12 protein-coding genes are annotated in these 14,513 nt (G+C 47.9%); 4 read left to right on the top strand and 8 right to left on the bottom strand.

What is annotated here, in order from left to right; genetic code table 11:
* Positions 1–5: 5 nt before the first annotated feature.
* The 3 genes from pgi to HRU73_RS13135 all read left to right on the top strand — a co-directional run bounded on the left by pgi (position 6) and on the right by HRU73_RS13135 (position 4,113).
* The gene (gene pgi / locus HRU73_RS13145) at positions 6–1,640 is read left to right on the top strand and encodes a glucose-6-phosphate isomerase (RefSeq protein WP_011112754.1); all 1,635 of its coding nucleotides are present in this window, start codon (positions 6–8) and stop codon (positions 1,638–1,640) included.
* 24 nt (positions 1,641–1,664) lie between these two features.
* Complete coding sequence (gene glgA / locus HRU73_RS13140) at positions 1,665–3,152, top strand: glycogen synthase GlgA (protein ID WP_011112755.1); 1,488 nt, start codon at positions 1,665–1,667, stop codon at positions 3,150–3,152.
* Between the two features lie 211 nt (positions 3,153–3,363).
* Positions 3,364–4,113, top strand: coding sequence for a PEP-CTERM sorting domain-containing protein (locus HRU73_RS13135; protein ID WP_287398925.1), 750 nt, complete (start codon positions 3,364–3,366; stop codon positions 4,111–4,113).
* A gap of 102 nt (positions 4,114–4,215) precedes the next feature.
* On the opposite strand, the gene HRU73_RS13130 is transcribed toward HRU73_RS13135, so the two are convergent.
* From HRU73_RS13130 to HRU73_RS13095, 8 genes are all read right to left on the bottom strand, one after another.
* The gene (locus HRU73_RS13130; RefSeq protein ID WP_287398924.1) at positions 4,216–5,358 is read right to left on the bottom strand and encodes a glycosyltransferase family 4 protein; all 1,143 of its coding nucleotides are present in this window, start codon (positions 5,356–5,358) and stop codon (positions 4,216–4,218) included.
* A 1-nt stretch (position 5,359) separates the two neighbouring features.
* On the bottom strand, positions 5,360–6,484 hold the full coding sequence (locus HRU73_RS13125; RefSeq protein WP_287398923.1) for a glycosyltransferase family 4 protein: 1,125 nt from the start codon (positions 6,482–6,484) through the stop codon (positions 5,360–5,362).
* Positions 6,481–7,803 carry a hypothetical protein gene (locus tag HRU73_RS13120; RefSeq protein WP_287398922.1) on the bottom strand — a complete coding sequence of 441 codons (1,323 nt, stop codon included), beginning with the start codon at positions 7,801–7,803 and terminating at the stop codon, positions 6,481–6,483. Before HRU73_RS13120 ends, HRU73_RS13125 begins: the two co-directional genes overlap by 4 nt.
* Before the next feature lie 57 nt (positions 7,804–7,860).
* Positions 7,861–8,952 carry a glycosyltransferase gene (locus tag HRU73_RS13115; protein WP_287398921.1) on the bottom strand — a complete coding sequence of 364 codons (1,092 nt, stop codon included), beginning with the start codon at positions 8,950–8,952 and terminating at the stop codon, positions 7,861–7,863.
* Positions 8,952–9,986 carry an ATP-grasp domain-containing protein gene (locus HRU73_RS13110; RefSeq protein ID WP_287398920.1) on the bottom strand — a complete coding sequence of 345 codons (1,035 nt, stop codon included), beginning with the start codon at positions 9,984–9,986 and terminating at the stop codon, positions 8,952–8,954. Before HRU73_RS13110 ends, HRU73_RS13115 begins: the two co-directional genes overlap by 1 nt.
* A gap of 15 nt (positions 9,987–10,001) precedes the next feature.
* Positions 10,002–11,204, bottom strand: coding sequence for an oligosaccharide flippase family protein (locus HRU73_RS13105; protein WP_287400086.1), 1,203 nt, complete (start codon positions 11,202–11,204; stop codon positions 10,002–10,004).
* Positions 11,205–11,333: 129 nt separating this feature from the next.
* Positions 11,334–12,608 (bottom strand): Vi polysaccharide biosynthesis UDP-N-acetylglucosamine C-6 dehydrogenase TviB, encoded by a 1,275-nt coding sequence (gene tviB / locus HRU73_RS13100; protein ID WP_287398919.1) that lies wholly within the window; start codon positions 12,606–12,608, stop codon positions 11,334–11,336.
* Positions 12,609–12,616: 8 nt separating this feature from the next.
* On the bottom strand, positions 12,617–13,624 hold the full coding sequence (locus HRU73_RS13095; protein WP_011112764.1) for an NAD-dependent epimerase: 1,008 nt from the start codon (positions 13,622–13,624) through the stop codon (positions 12,617–12,619).
* 386 nt (positions 13,625–14,010) lie between these two features.
* Here HRU73_RS13095 and HRU73_RS13090 point away from each other — a divergent pair, with 386 nt between their 5' ends.
* On the top strand, positions 14,011–14,451 hold the full coding sequence (locus HRU73_RS13090) for a low molecular weight protein-tyrosine-phosphatase (protein WP_041356860.1): 441 nt from the start codon (positions 14,011–14,013) through the stop codon (positions 14,449–14,451).
* The last annotated feature ends 62 nt before the right edge of the window (positions 14,452–14,513 follow it).

The raw sequence follows: 14,513 nt of genomic DNA, 5'->3' as shown, positions 1-14,513 counted from the left end.
CAGATATGTCCACACTGACCCGATCCCCTGCCTGGCTGGCTCTGAGTGCACATCAGACGGAAATTGCCAACCGCCCTCTGCGCACGCTGTTTGATGAAGATCCGCAACGATTCGACAAATTCTCACTGCAATTCAAAGATCTGCTGCTCGACTACAGCAAGCAACCTGTCGATGCAACGACCATCCGTCTTCTGCTGGCACTGGCGGAACAGCAAAAGCTGGTAGACTGGCTTGGCCGCATGGCTAATGGTGAAAAAATCAATTTCACCGAGAGCCGGGCGGCACTGCACATTGCCTTGCGTGCCAATTCACCGGTTTTCATGGATGGCGTGGATGTCACTCAGGAGGTCAGACGGGTATTGCGGCAAATCGAACAGTTTGTCCAGAAAATCCACAACCAGTCGCACCGGGGTTACTCCGGCCTGCCGATTACCGATGTCGTCAATATCGGGATAGGAGGCTCTGATCTGGGGCCGGTCATGGTGACCGAAGCACTCAAGCCGTACCACTTGCCGCAGCTCCGGACTCATTTCGTTTCCAACCTCGACGGCGCTCATCTTTCTGACACGCTGCAGCACATCAATCCTGCCACCACTCTGTTCGTCATCGCTTCCAAAACATTCACTACCCAGGAAACCCTGGCCAATGCCCATTCCGCCCGGAAATGGTTTCTGGCAGGAGGAGGCAGTAAACAGGATATTGCAGCACACTTCGTCGCCGTTTCTACCAACCGTGAGGCAGTCAGCCAGTTCGGGATCGATCCGGACAATATGTTTGAATTCTGGGATTGGGTAGGCGGGCGCTATTCGTTATGGTCAGCCATCGGCCTGCCGATTGCGCTGGCAGTGGGAATGGAACATTTCCACTCACTGCTGGCTGGTGCGCAAGCAATGGATGATCATTTTCTGACTGCTCCCTTCGAGCAGAATCTGCCAGTCATATTGGGCCTGATTGGTATCTGGCAGATCAATTTCTTTCATATCACCAGCCAGGCCATCCTGCCTTACGATCAGTCCATGCATCGTTTTCCGGCTTATCTGCAACAACTGGAGATGGAAAGCAACGGCAAGCGTGTCACCCGGAACGGAGAAGCTGTCGATTACAGTACAGGCATAATCATCTGGGGCGAGCCCGGCACCAATGGCCAGCATGCCTTTTATCAACTGCTGCATCAGGGTACACAAAAGTTCACTGCCGATTTTCTGGCACCGTGCCGCTGCCATCACCCGTTATCCGAGCATCATCCCATGCTGCTGGCGAATTTTTTCGCACAAACCGAAGCACTCATGCGCGGAAAAACTGAACAGGAAGTCCGGTCCGAGCTGGCAAACCAGAATTTATCCGCTGATCTTGTGGAACACCTGCTTCCTCACCGTGTTTTCCCGGGCAACCACGCCACGACCTCGATCCTGTTCAAAAAACTCGATCCGGCAACGCTGGGTATGCTGATCGCACTGTACGAACACAAAGTATTTGTACAAAGTGTCATCTGGGAAATCAATCCGTTCGATCAGTGGGGAGTAGAGCTCGGCAAACAACTGGCCGGCAAGATTCTGGCTGAATTGGCCCTGGATAAACCGGTAACCGGACACGATGCGTCCACCAACGGCCTGATCAATTTTTACAGAGCACAGCAATAAAGAAACGGGACCAATCTGAAAACCATGTCTTCATCTCCTTCCCGCAAAAATCCACGGGTGTTGTTTGTCACTTCCGAAGTATTTCCGTTATGCAAAACCGGAGGGCTGGGTGATGTCAGTGCCGCATTACCTGCCGCGCTGCGTGAACTGAAGGCAGATGTACGCTTACTCGTACCCGGCTACCCGTCAGTACTATCCGGGCTCAAATACAAACGTAAGCTGGCAGAATTCGATCTCCTGCCGCACTTCCCTCCAACCACATTATTTTCCTCCCGGTTACAGATCAATGAATCCGTCAGTCTGCCCTTATATGTGATCCACTGCCCGGAACTCTATCAGCGACCAGGCGGCATCTATCTGGATGACGACGGGCAGGACTGGCCGGATAACGCACAACGCTTCGGCCTGCTGTCAAAAATGGGTGCACTCCTCGCCAGTGATGCCAGCCCGCTCTCCTGGATACCGGATATCATCCATTGCAATGACTGGCAAAGCGGGCTCACACCTGCTTATCTCCACTACCACTCCGGGAAGAAAGCAGCCAGCCTGATGACACTGCACAACCTTGCTTTTCAGGGCTGCTTTCCACCCGATGAAGTAGCCAGGCTGGGATTGCCACCCGAAAGCTTCAGCGTGCATGGCGTCGAATACTACGGCAATCTATCGTTCCTCAAGGCGGGAATCTACTATGCAACCCGGATTACTACGGTCAGCCCTACTTACGCCCGGGAAATCCAGCATGAGCCGCTGGGATTCGGTTTACAGGGATTACTGGCCGAACGCAGCAACGCCATCACCGGAATCATCAACGGGATCGATAACACCGTCTGGAATCCGGCAACCGATCCGCACATCGTAAAAAAATATTCAAGCCGCAACCTGGCAGCAAAAAAAATTAACAAGCTCGCTCTGCAACGGGAGATGGGGCTGGAAGAAAACGAAACGATTCCGCTGTTTGCCGGAATCAGCCGTCTCAGTTACCAGAAAGGCTACGATATTCTGTTGCAGGTCGCACCCATGCTGGCAGATCTCCCTGCTCAACTGGTATTGCTGGGAAAGGGAGATCAATCTCTGGAAAAACAACTCGTTATGCTTGCACAAACCAACCCTGCCAGAATTGCCGTCCGCATCGACTACGACGAAGCGCTCTCGCATCGGATCAATGCCAGTGCGGACTGCTTTCTGATGCCTTCCCGCTTTGAACCGTGCGGATTGAACCAGATGTACAGCCAGCGCTACGGTACTCCGCCCATCGTCCATACAACCGGCGGACTGATCGATACAGTGACTGATCTGGCCCCTGATACTCCAGCCGGCGAATCTGCAAGCGGATTCCATTTTCACGAAATGACCGCAGATGCATTCATGAACGGAATCGGACGGGCAATTGATGCCTATTACAACACTAGGTTATGGAAAACCCTGCAGCACAATGGCATGCGCAAGGATTTCAGCTGGCGATCCAGTGCTTTGGCATATCTGTCCATTTACTCGCTATTGATGCAGCGATAAGTATTTTCCAGGCAACCGGAACTCTGACTGCAACCCAAGAGCCGGCACAAGGTGTCCATAAAATTTACTTTATGGTATAAAGCATTAGCTACATTCCCTGAAAGTATATTGTCATATACTCCATGCAATTATCATCCAAGTATGGAGAAAAGGCCGAGTGTAGCCACCTATCATCAGAAACGGTCATTCATCATTCAGGAGACTACAAGAGATGGACTTTAAATCCGGGATCAAATATGGTGTTACGATAACAGGGATCATTTTAGGACTGTCAATAACACCCGCCCAGGCTGGTGTAGCTGGCTCGATGGTACTGGACATAACTGGTGGTTGTTTTTCCTATAGCACCAGTGGTGTGACAGATTGTGGAATAAGCGAAGGCTCACTAGATGCTGTCGGAGCTAAAGAATATGCCACCGGGTCTTTTACATTTAACAACACCCTTTCCGGGATCAGTAACCCGGCAACCTATGCTTATCAAGCGTCCGTTTCCTTGCGTGCAGTGGATCCCAACAATATAGCTGCTCCATTTAACGATACACGATCACAAACATTTGCCACGCTGGCTGATTTAACATCTGATCCGTTATGGAAAACAGCCAGCGATTTCGTAAACGCGGTACTGGCCAATACAAAGGGTTCCTTCACAGCAACAATACCAACGCCACCAGGAACAACGGTTGAAGCTTCATGGAATTACACACTGAGCAATCTTACGCTTGGCCCCGGATCTACACCCGCCTATGCTACCGGCACATTCGAAGCCTGGTCCGGAGATGACTTAAACGGGATCTCGCAACTTTTATTCGGACAAAATCTTCCCGCCATACCCGTCAATTTTTCACTCAAAGTAGCGCTCAGTGCGATACCAGAGCCAGCAACGATTGCGTTGATCGGTCTGGGGATTTTAGGGATGGGCGCAGCACAAAGGCGCAAAACCCCTGCAGCCTTGCCTGCCTGAATCACAAACTGGACAGGTATATAAAAAGGAATTTATCGTAATGGCTTTTCAGTGCAAAGTGACTTGGCCTGAAAAGCCATACTAACCCCCAGCTGCTTAAAATCAGGATTGCTCTGATGGCAGCGATGCCGGACGGTTTAGTATTGCCTCGATCGCCCGCAGATATTTATCGATCACGATCCGCTCATCAAATTCTCGCTCCATCTTTTCTCTGCCGTGCAATCCCATAGCTGTACGCTCAATATAAGATAACGCAACTATTCTGGAAATTTTATCAGCAAGATCAGTAGCATCCCGCGGTCTGCACAAATAACCATTGATACTGTCATCGACGACATCATGGCAACCGACAGCATCCGCTGCTACGATGGGACGCGCCATCGCTGCTGCTTCGAGCAGAGTACGGGGAATACCCTCCCGATAGGAAGGCAAGACAACACAATCAGCCAGCGCAATTTCTTCCGCCACGTTATCACTCACTCCCAGATAGCGAATGACTCCCTCTGCTATCCATTCATCCATCTGCTGGCGTGAAATGGCTGTCGGGTTTTGTACATCCAGAAAACCCAGCAGGCAAAATTCCGCATTCACCCCCTGTTTTTTCAGAATACGCGCTGCCTCAACAAATTCACCCACCCCCTTATCCCACAACATGCGCGCAATCAGCAGAAAGCGTAAAGGGGTCTTATCGGGCAGAGGTACGGGTACAAAACGGTTGAGATCGATACCTGAACCCGGCAAGCGATCAGTAACTACATCCGATACCAGATTTTTTGAAACAAACAGGGCTCTGTCCACATTATTCTGAAAAAATACCTTTGCTGAGCGTGATAAAGCCACACGATACAATCTTTGTACCAGACGGGTCAGCCACCCTTCCTGGATAAATACCGCCCCCAGCCCGGCAATGTTGTTGATTACCGGTACACCCAGCAAATGAGCTGCCAGTGAACCATAAATATTCGGTTTGACCGTATACCCCAGATAGACTGCCGGTTTTTCTTTACGCAACAGTTGCAGAAAACGCCAGAAAAGCAGTAGATCCCGCCCTGGGTGCGTCCCCTTATTATCCATCGATAGCGGTACATAGCGGCAGCCCAACTCCGCCAATCGTGGCGCATACTCATCCGGCGGCGCAATTGCCACCACCTCATATCCCGCAGCGGCCAAACCACGAATCAGATTCGCACGAAAATTCACCAGATTCCATGCAGCATTGAGTGCGATGATGACTTTTTTATCCAAGCTACAATTTATTTTGCCAGACAAGATGATAATTTTCGACCATGCGCTCCAGACTGAAATGATCTTCCACCCGCTGCCGCACAGCAGTACAGCGCACCTGCCAGGCCGCCTCATCATGCATGGCTACATACGCCTGCAACAGAGCATCAGCAAGCATTCCCGGATTTCTGGCTGGGACTACCCAACCGGTCTCACCAACAATCAGAGCAGCATCACCTACATTCGTCGTTACTACTGGTGTTCCACAGGCCATGGCTTCAGCTACTACATTGGGAAATGCTTCACTGGAACTGGATAGCACATGCACATCCAGCGCATTCATCACATCAGGTATATCCATGCGCTGCCCCAATAGCTTCACTTCACCAGCCAGATCCAGCTCTGTCAGCCAGGCCATCAACTGCGCATTATTCTGATCCAGGCCACGGCCAGCCAACACACAGCAAAAATCCACGCCACGGTACTTAACAATCGCCAATGCATCCAGCAGATTTTTATGGTCTTTCAGTGGATCAAACCGCCCTACCATACCGATCAGCCAGCGGCTACCTGTATTCCATTCTGTACGCAACCGTACACGCGCATCTTCATCGACACGAAAACGAACCAGATCGTAACCATTGGGAATCACTCGTAATTTTTCTGCTGCATAACCCAGCTCACGATGTGCTTCCAGGGCTTTCTGCGCGCAGCAGATGATGGCTGAAGGCAGGCAGGAACTGATACGAGCACATAATCTGGCGACCCAAATTGTAGAACGTCTGGATTGCCCAGCATGCAGCGTGGTATGGTGGATTCCCCAAAACACTTGTTTTACTCCAGCCAGACGGGCAATCACTCCACCAACCAGATCAGCGTGATACATCCACGTCTGCACTGCTTGCGGACGAATCTGACGCAGCAATCGCCACAGTCGCCACAGGCCACCTAACGTGACCCTGCCCCGTGGCATGCTCAGACAAGATACCTGCACCCCGGCCTCACGCAACAAAGCACCATATTTACCCTCATCCATCAATGAAATGACATAATGTTCTGCTGCTTTATCACTGCTGCACAAACGGTACAGAACCGCCTCCGCACCGCCGTCGTTGAGGCCAGAGATAACGTGAAAAATGCCACTCATCTGATACCCTGCCTCAATACCAACATTAAACTCTTGTAAAATAGGATTGATAGTATTAATAATAAAATCGGAAAAACAGAGGCGACAAAATTAGATGGGTTTGCATAAAAAATAGAAATAAAACTAATTTTTACAGCAGCATAAGCCAGAAAGACACAACGCAATGAATCAGATTCTATGGTGCTGAAAAAAACCTGCAGTAATTTTATAAATCCGCCAAATACTATACTTGTTATAAAAACTCCGGGAACATGTATCTGCATAAGCCCCAATGTTATCAAATCAACGGGAATCGTCCCGGTTACACCATAATCTCCTTTCTTTGCACCTGAGATAACCAGGGTATTAATCTGTTCCACACCTTCCATCAAACCGGTAGTCCAGGAAGAAGGAAGTAGATACAGTGGTGAATACAGTAAATCAGTAAAACCTCGATATAAATAATCCCCTCGTTCCAACTGAGAAAAAAATCCCACGAAAGGGAAAGAAATTTCTTTCACCACGTAGTATGAAAAGTTATCAGCTCCCTTTATTTCAAAGACATTGCTGATGATATATAGCAAATATAAAGTAGCCAGACTGCCGACCATTCCGCCAATCACAACTGTCTTGGCTGAAAAGTGCTTAAGGTAAATAAAAGCCAGTAAAAACACACACAAATAAATAACGAAGCCAGCCCTGCCAGACCACGAATACAAGACATAAACTGAAAATAGAAATGCCAGCCAGAATCCTGCAAAATTGAAAAATGTTTTATTGCCATCTCTTCTGACAGCCCAAAAAATATAGGATGAAAAAAGAGTCAGGTGGCCAAAAGGCTGCAAGAAACTCCAAGGATTATTTATCTCAAAAATTCCCGACCTGATAGCCCTGGAATATTCAAGATAAGAAAAAAAACCTCCAAAAGCACTGACATACAAATATCTCAATACAAAAGCGGTAATAAGCATAAACCATGCAATAAATACCAGCTCTTTGTAACTAAGAAAAAAAACCCGTGATGATATCCTGGCAGTAAGAGAAGCAACCGGCCTTAAAATGTTCCATCCTAGAAATATGCCGAAAATAGAAAATAAAACAGATAAGTTATAGAGTACCCAGTAGTCTTTATCAGAAGTTATCCTTTCCGCTCCAAGAAAATCAGTCCCGGATATGGCAGCATGTACGACAGTAACCCACCCCAGCCCATATACCAAGCCTGTTGCCAATAACGACCAAGACACCAGTGGCGGATATTCCTTTCTCTGTGCACACATAACAGCCAATGCCAGTGAAACAAAAAAAATCAGAATACCTGCAACACTTGTTATAACAATCATTCGACAGTAGAAAATTATTAAGACTGATTTCAGTTAAGCCAATGTAATCTTTAAATGCTATCTTGGCATCAACAGTCTTAAATATGCATTAATCGCATTCTCAACATTAAAAAACATTGCGCGCTCTATACTGTTAACCACATCCAGTACTTGCAGGTTTTCTGATAATGCTTCTGCCAGTGCCTCCACATCTCCTACCGGAACCAGCTTCCCCCACTTCCCCCCCTCCAGAATCTCATCCGGTCCACTCGGGCAATCAGTACTCACTACAGCAGCGCCACAAGCCATTGCCTGAATCAGTACATTTGGCAACCCCTCCCATCTGGAAGACAGCACAAACAACCGCACACGGCTCATCCATGCGAAAGGGTTATCAGCAAACCCCGGAAGCTGGACGCTATCCTGTACTCCAAGGGACGCTACCAGCTGTTCCAGCTCCGCACGCAACTCTCCTTCTCCCAGGATTACAAGACGGCAGTCACGCACAGTACGTACTTGGGCAAAAGCATGGATCAGAGTAGAAAAATCTTTTTGTGGTGTAAGCCTTCCTACGCCCAGAATAACAGGGGGTTTACCCTCTCCCAGCCAAGGATGTTCCAGCGGCATCCTGGATTTTTCGATCAATTCTGGTGTTACCACCGGGTTGAAAATTACAGATATCCGATCACGCGGCAGGTTGATGGCATTTGCCAGATCATCCGCTACACCTCCGGATACTGCCGTCACCCCATCTGTTTTACGATAGGCCCATCGCATCATGTGTAACACCACACGCGAACGCAAATTTTTTGAAGAGCTGCCGGATAATGAAACATTGTTACGTTCGCTCACTACCAGACGGACAGGCACTCCAGCCAGCATTCTCGCCACGACAGCAATCACATTGGCATGATTGAGCGCGGATAGCATCGCTTGAGGTCGCTCCCGACGCAGGTATCGTACCAAGCCAGGCAAACTGGTCAGTACCCGATTGGATTGCAAATCCACGATACACACGCCGGGTGAAACTTCAGAAAGATAAGGACCCTCAGCACGGACCAGAACCAGATCCACCTTCAACCCTCGATCGGCAAAACCATTGGCCAGTGTAGCCATAGCCCGCTCAGCACCACCACCACGCAGAGATGGAAGGTATATGGCGATATGCATCAGCTCCTCTCTACCGAAGACACGATCAGATCATCCACCATGAAATCTTCAGGATGGAAACTTCCCTCTACCCACGTCATGTCATTTCTCCAGTAACCGGGACAGGATAGATAACCGTGAGATGCAAATGCATAACTCATCTCTACAACCAACGGGCTACCATCAGAAAAAATAAAGTCCAGAACAAGAGATTGCGATCTGGTTTTTTTTGCCAGATCAAATGTCATCCTGATACAAGCTTCGGGAATCAATTCCGGGTCATACAGAATTTTTCCACTTCCGGATGCTCTGAAATCCCCTTCACGTACCATCCTTTTGATACCAAATGCCCTTTTTCCTATGGCTATTACACGAATATCGGAATCGTTATCAGGAACAAAATCCTGGAAATAGGCATAATTTCTTTGAACTGGCAAACGTTCAAGGGTAGGGTTCTTAATCAGTGCACGAAAGATCCCTCTGGAGATATTGAAAAAAGAAATAAAAGTCTTGTCTCTTTTAAACTGCCACCAGCGCTCACTCAGGGCATTCCAGCGTGAAACCGGTGGAAAACCGGTTGAAAAAGCTTTATTAATAAGCCTTTCTGCTTTGTTTATATCGTTCACCAGAAAAACATTGCTGCTTCCAGCCCCCCCTCTCAATTTAAAAACCTTTGGATATTCCGTTTTCCTGGCCCACTCCAGCGCCCTGGCTCGATCAAGAAAAACATAACTCTTAACCATGGGAACCCCTAAAGCTTCCATCAGGTATTTCTGTGCTACCTTGTCGTCAAAATGCCAACAGGTTTCAGAATTCGGGAAAACCCGGATTCCCATCGACTCCACAGCTTTGATCAAACCGCGTGCGATCAACATGTCTTCGGCATAGGTCTGGTTCCAGTTCCACATCAGAAACGAACAATCACCCAGTTCTTCAATGATATCGGACGAATGACAATCAACTGTTTTGTAGGGAATATTCTTTTGTTGGCAATACTCGATCCAACGGTCACTGAAACTTCCCGGGCGTGCATGTATAGCTATTTTTCCTTTCATACCAAATCTCCAGGGCTAGAAAGTATCTGCAGCATACTTTTTGTAAAAAAACAAACCCCACACAGCCATCATTATCCGTGCTCCTACCAGCATAATCATCGCGCCATAAATTCCAAAAACTGGAACAATACCCAGCCCTATTAAAAAAAAGAGAACAGACACCCATACAGAAATCAATCGGACATACCTGTCTTTCCCAGCCAGTACCAATCCGTTATGATGAAACGATAAAGTCATGAAATAAGCTAAAATCCCGCAGCTCATGAGCTTAATATAATAAGCAATGCCAGTACCCTTATCAGCAAACAAAATTGTTGTAATAAAATCAGAAAAAATAAAACAAAGGATCATGAGTAATAAACCCATAAGCAGCATCAGTTTATGAAACTTCGGAATCACATTTCTATTTCTGGCCAAATAGGGAAAAAATGCATTCGAAACTATCATCCCGGCAGAATTGAATACATCGATTACTTTTGACGCCGCACTGAAAAAGCCGACTGCTGTCGGTCCTGCAAAAACTCCTAAGAGAAAAAAAGCAGAGTTGTTATACAAATTGGGTGCCAGCTGAGAAATAAAAATATCCCATCCTTCTCTGTACACATCTTTTATTTTTTTCAGAGAGGGGATTTTGTACGAAACTTTATACTGGCTGGATATCCAGAAAGCAGAAAAAATTGCACATCCAGCCATCGCCGCGGCATTTAATGCCGGAACCAAATAATAATCTGACTCATCCTTGATAAGGATAAACATACCAGACAACATCAACAGTTTCGATGTGATGCTAATAATGGCACTCTGCCGCATTCGCTCTATGCCTCGAAAAAACCAGAGGGGAAACAAAGCCTGTGCAAAGATAAAAATAAACGAAAATACGTACAGCCAAAAATGCTGATAAAAATCGCTTACGAACAACACCATCGGGAAATAGACCAGCGCACTTGCCACAATAAGTAACATCGTAGCCGTGATAGTTTCGCTGTAAATAACAGCGATCTCTTCAGGATTATCACGATTTTGCGCAATTTTTCTAACTGCCGTTATCGTGAAACCATATTGCATCACTGCAGAAAAATACAAAGCAAAAGACAATGCATAGTTGACCAGCCCGAAACCCTCTATGCCCAACACACGCACCAGATATGGCAGGGTTATTAATGGCACCAGATAATCCAGGCCTCGCACTATTGCAAGTGATACCAGGTTATCCAGCAACCTGCGTCGATCGTTATTTTTTCTGGAAATATCAGCCAACGCAGCACATAAAAATTCTACTGGTCAAAAAAATTGGGGAGTGTCAAATTATTTATACGTCTTTGTAGTTTTTGAATCCCAAGTACGGTATTACAGCCTCAGATCCACCCCCTGCGGGTCAAGCACATACTTGAGGTCATACAGAACGGCATCGGGTTTACCCAGTGCGCGAATGGCAGAAGCACCCATGTCTTTGAATTGGTGATGTGCCACAGCCAGAATGATGGCATCATAACTGTCGGGCTTGGGAGTTCCGATTGGTGTAATGCCATATTCGTGCTGTGCTTCCTGGAGGGATACCCAGGGATCGTATACATCTACTACACAATTGTAGTCCTTGAGTTCAGCCACAATGTCCACGATGCGGGTGTTGCGCAGATCCGGGCAGTTCTCCTTGAAAGCGAGGCCCATGACCAGTACCCGGGCACCTTCCACCTGAATACGTTTTTTGGTCATGGCCTTGACCAGCTGGGCAACGACGTAAGTCCCCATGCTGTCATTCAGCCGCCGACCGGCAAGGATGATTTCCGGGTGATAGCCGATCGCCTGGGCTTTATGAGTCAGGTAATACGGATCAACCCCGATGCAATGGCCACCCACCAGACCGGGGCGGAACGGCAGGAAATTCCATTTGCTGCCTGCTGCCTTGAGTACGGCTTCGGTATCAATTCCCATCTTGTTGAAAATCAACGCCAGTTCGTTAATGAGGGCAATGTTCAGATCACGCTGGGTGTTTTCAATCACTTTGGCAGCTTCAGCCACCTTGATGCTTTCCGCTTTATGCGTGCCGACGGTAATGATTTCGTTATACAACCCGTCCACCAGATCAGCGACTTCCGGAGTGGAACCGGATGTCACTTTCCTGATGGTGGTGACGCGGTGCTCCTTGTCACCAGGATTAATACGCTCCGGACTGTAGCCACAGTAAAAGTCCTGGTTGAATTTCAGGCCGGATACACGTTCCAGTACCGGCACACAATCTTCCTCGGTACAGCCGGGGTAAACCGTGGATTCATAGATGACAATGTCACCTTTCTTCAATACCTTGCCAACCGTTTCAGAAGCTTTGATAAGTGGAGTGAGATCAGGACGTTTGTGTTCGTCAATCGGTGTGGGAACAGTAACAATATAGCAATTGCAGTCACGCAGATCATCGATGTTCGTAGTGTACGTCAGGTACTTTGCTGCTGCCAGCTCCTCCCGGGTGGTTTCCAGCGTAAAGTCGTTTCCGTTTTTGAGTTCATCAATGCGGCGCTGATTAATATCGAACCCGACCACAGAGCGCTTGCGGCCAAATTCGACAGCCAGTGGAAGGCCCACATAGCCAAGCCCGACAACGGCAAGCCTGATGTCCTGAAATTGCATTTCGTCTCCTACAGATTGAAGTAATTGCGATACCACGTCACAAAGTTGGCTATCCCTTGCTCAACCGGAGTAGCAGGTTTGTAATCAAATTGTTCGACGAGATCGGAAACATCGGCATAAGTATCCGGTACATCCCCGGGCTGCAAAGGCAGCATTTCCATCTCGGCTTTTTTGCCAAGCGCTTTTTCCAGTGCAGCAATGTAATCCATCAGCTCCACCGGGCTGTTGTTACCTATGTTATAGACACGCCAGGGGGCCAGGCTGGTGCCGGCATCCGGGTTTGCTCCACTCCAGGCTGGATTGGATCGAGCGGGCTGATCCAGCACACGAATGACCCCTTCCACAATGTCATCGACATAAGTGAAATCTCTGCGATGTTTGCCATAGTTGAAGACTGGAATTTTCTCTCCGGCCAGCATCGCTCTGGTAAATTTGAACAACGCCATATCCGGGCGTCCCCAGGGGCCATAGACAGTGAAAAAGCGCAAGCCGGTAGTCGGCAGATTATATAAATGGCTGTAGGTATGTGCCATCAGCTCGTTCGATTTCTTGCTGGCTGCATAGAGACTGAGTGGATGATCGATGTTGTGATGTACCGAGAATGGCATCATCGTGTTGGCACCATAGACACTGGAGCTGCTGGCATACACCAGGTGCTCGACATCGTTATGGCGGCAACCTTCGAGAATATGAGCAAAACCAACGATGTTGCTGTCGATATAGGCAAGCGGGTTTTCAATGGAATAGCGCACCCCGGCCTGGGCTGCCAGATTCACCACCCGTTGCGGCTTGTAAGTTTCAAAACAGGTTTTGATACCTTCACGATCCGCCAGATCCAGGCGCAAATGAGTGTAATCGGGGTGATCAGCAAATCGGGCAAGGCGATCTTCCTTTAATTTGGGATCATAATAATCGTTATGGTTATCGATACCGATAACGGTGTCACCACGCTCAAGCAGCCGCAGCGCCAGTGTAGATCCAATAAAGCCGGCTGAACCGGTAATAAGTACTTTCAATCAATCACTCCCAAACAAAATCATTGGGACAAAACTCGCCGGTAAAATCAACCGAAACCTCGGCCTTCCGGCCAATAGCAACAGCGCTGATACCGGATATTACCGCTATGTCCCAAATGCTACCAAATGCAGTCCACGGGCATATAAAGTCAAGATTACTGCCGGATTCGCTGCATTCAACCAAAGGATAAAACAATAAAGCAGGCTCTTCTCAAGGCTATGCAAATCCATCAAAGGATGGTAAAACATATCATAATATTTTCAATGGCATAGCAATTACACCGTCATACCTGCTTTGTATTTCTGATACTATAATGCATACTTGACATGGTCGGAGAAAGATCCTGCTAAATTTTATAGTTTCGACTTAACATGGGAAATCAGGGTTGTTCCGCAATATATTAATTGTTTGTGTAGGTAATATATGTAGAAGCCCTATGGCAGAAGCGGTTCTAAAACATACACTGGTGCAAGCGGGAAAAACGGATCATTTCGTCAGTTCTGCCGGTTTAGGCGCATTGATAGACTATGAAGCTGATCCTACAGCCTGCCGACTGATGGCCGAAAAAGGACTCGATATTTCCACCCATCGCGCCCGGCAATTGACTGACGACATGATACGCAGGGCCGATCTCATATTGGTCATGGAAACATGGCAAAAAGCTGCGATAGAAGCACGTACACCCAGTGCAAAAGGAAAAGTATTCCGCCTCGGAGAATGGGAAAAAATCGATATCAGCGACCCGTACCGGAAAGACTCATCAGAATTCATACGCTCGCTGATACTCATTGAACAAGGCGCAGCACAGTGGGCAACGAAATTATGAAAGCTTGCCATTTATCTGAAATGCGTACCTGACCCCGTAAATACTTTGACTCCCAGAGTTGA

Source organism: Nitrosomonas sp. H1_AOB3, assembly GCF_015709435.1.
In the GTDB taxonomy this organism is placed as follows: Bacteria; Pseudomonadota; Gammaproteobacteria; order Burkholderiales; family Nitrosomonadaceae; genus Nitrosomonas; species Nitrosomonas europaea.
This window is presented reverse-complemented; position numbering and strand designations above follow the sequence as displayed.

Bases quoted from the DNA above. Each gene is read 5' to 3' on its own strand.
- HRU73_RS13135 (WP_287398925.1), top strand. From the start codon at position 3,364: ATGGACTTTAAATCCGGGATCAAATATGGTGTTACGATAACAGGGATC.
- pgi (WP_011112754.1), top strand. From the start codon at position 6: ATGTCCACACTGACCCGATCCCCTGCCTGGCTGGCTCTGAGTGCACAT.
- HRU73_RS13125 (WP_287398923.1), bottom strand. From the start codon at position 6,484: ATGAGTGGCATTTTTCACGTTATCTCTGGCCTCAACGACGGCGGTGCG.
- HRU73_RS13120 (WP_287398922.1), bottom strand. From the start codon at position 7,803: ATGATTGTTATAACAAGTGTTGCAGGTATTCTGATTTTTTTTGTTTCA.
- tviB (WP_287398919.1), bottom strand. From the start codon at position 12,608: ATGCAATTTCAGGACATCAGGCTTGCCGTTGTCGGGCTTGGCTATGTG.
- HRU73_RS13110 (WP_287398920.1), bottom strand. From the start codon at position 9,986: ATGAAAGGAAAAATAGCTATACATGCACGCCCGGGAAGTTTCAGTGAC.
- HRU73_RS13115 (WP_287398921.1), bottom strand. From the start codon at position 8,952: ATGCATATCGCCATATACCTTCCATCTCTGCGTGGTGGTGGTGCTGAG.
- glgA (WP_011112755.1), top strand. From the start codon at position 1,665: ATGTCTTCATCTCCTTCCCGCAAAAATCCACGGGTGTTGTTTGTCACT.